At 63.9% G+C, this 1430-nt stretch carries 2 protein-coding genes; both read right to left on the bottom strand.

What is annotated here, in order from left to right; all coding sequences use genetic code 11:
• Positions 1-33: 33 nt before the first annotated feature.
• Positions 34-771 (bottom strand): IS21-like element helper ATPase IstB, encoded by a 738-nt coding sequence (gene istB / locus E4021_RS17950; RefSeq protein ID WP_136460867.1) that lies wholly within the window; start codon positions 769-771, stop codon positions 34-36.
• Positions 772-812: 41 nt separating this feature from the next.
• A partial coding sequence (locus tag E4021_RS18265) for a Mu transposase domain-containing protein (RefSeq protein WP_406603367.1) occupies positions 813-1430 on the bottom strand: 618 nt, incomplete at its 5' end.

Genomic DNA, 1430 nt, shown 5'->3' with positions numbered 1-1430 from the left:
CCCCCCCTGTGGATAACTCGCGCCGTTAATGGATTATAAAGATAGGTGATCCGGTCGTTTGCGTAGGCTTTTGCCCTTGAGTTCGATCCGGTGAGCCTTTGGTATCAGGCGATCCAGGATGGCGTCTGCTACGGTCGGTTCGTCCAGATAAGCGTGCCATTTGGCTACGGGTAGCTGGGAGACGATCACCGTGGCGGCTCGTTCGTAGCGGTCTTCAAGGATCTGTAGCAGCAGGAGTTTTACCGGGTGGGTGATGGCCTGCAGCCCGAAGTCGTCCAGGATGAGCAGCCGTGCCTTCTTGAGCTTGTCCAGCCACTTCACGACACTCCCTTCTGCCTTCGCTACGGCGATCTGTTCGCACAGCCGGTTCATGTTGAAGTAGAGCGTACGCTTGCCCAGTGAGCAGGCGTGGTTACCCAGTGCGCAGGCCAGGTAAGATTTGCCGCAGCCGGTAGCGCCGGTGATGAGCACGTTCTCGCCCCGCCCCATCCAGGCCGGGTCGCTCAAAACGGCCAGCTGAGAGGTGGACAGGTTACGGTCGGCGGCGCAGTCGATGTCCTGCAGCGTGGCCGCGTAGCGCAGTTTGCTCAGGCGCAGGTTGAGCTGGGTACGGCGGTGGGCGCGGCCCTGGCGTTCGGCGTCAACCAGGCGGGCCAGCATATCGTGGCCTTCGGGTTGTTGATCCAGAGGCAGGGCCAGGATGGCTTCGTAGGCCGCGGCCATGTCCGCCAGCCGGAGTTCGCGCAGGGTGGTTAAAGAAGCAGAAGTCATATCGCAAAGGGTTGATGAAGAGTGGATTATTGGGTGAGCGCTTATCGGTAAGCAGCCGGTCCGCGGATATTGTCGTGGTCCGGCGGGGTGAACAGGTCGCACTGGTCACCGGTCCGGTCCAGTCCCCGCTCCAGGATGTTACGGAGCATACCGTAGCGTGCCTGTCCGGCCGTGCGGCAGCGCTCGGCGGCGGCTTCCAGGCGGTCGGGCCCGTAACGCCGGGCCAGGCTCTGCACCCCCTGACAGGAGCGATAGGCCTGGACTTCGAAGGACTTGTTGGTCAGTATCCGGTCGACGGCCCAGGCCGTGGCCGGGCCAATGCGGGCACCCCAGGAGCGGAAGTGGGCCCCGTCGTGGCCTTCGGCGGCCAGGTACTCGGCGTGGCTGCGCGGCAGGTGTCCGGCTTCGGTGCGGTAGCGGTAGCGATCGGCGGGATGTAGGCGGGGATGGGTAGCCACCCGGTCGGTACCAATAAAGACCTCCACGCTGCGGCGGGAGTAGACCACCGTAGCGGTCTGGCCGACGTACTGGTAGGGCACGCTGTAGAAGTTGTGGTTCGGCCCCAGCTCGACGTGGTAGTTGCGCTGCACCTTGGCGCGGGTGGTGGTGCGTAACTCAAAGGGCTGCGAGGGTAGCCGCCGCAGGCACTCCCGCTCGTA

The sequence above is a fragment of the Neolewinella litorea genome, from assembly GCF_004803465.1.
In the GTDB taxonomy this organism is placed as follows: Bacteria; Bacteroidota; Bacteroidia; order Chitinophagales; family Saprospiraceae; genus Neolewinella; species Neolewinella litorea.
Note: the sequence above shows the minus strand (reverse complement) of the source record. Positions and strands in the feature narration are given on the sequence as shown.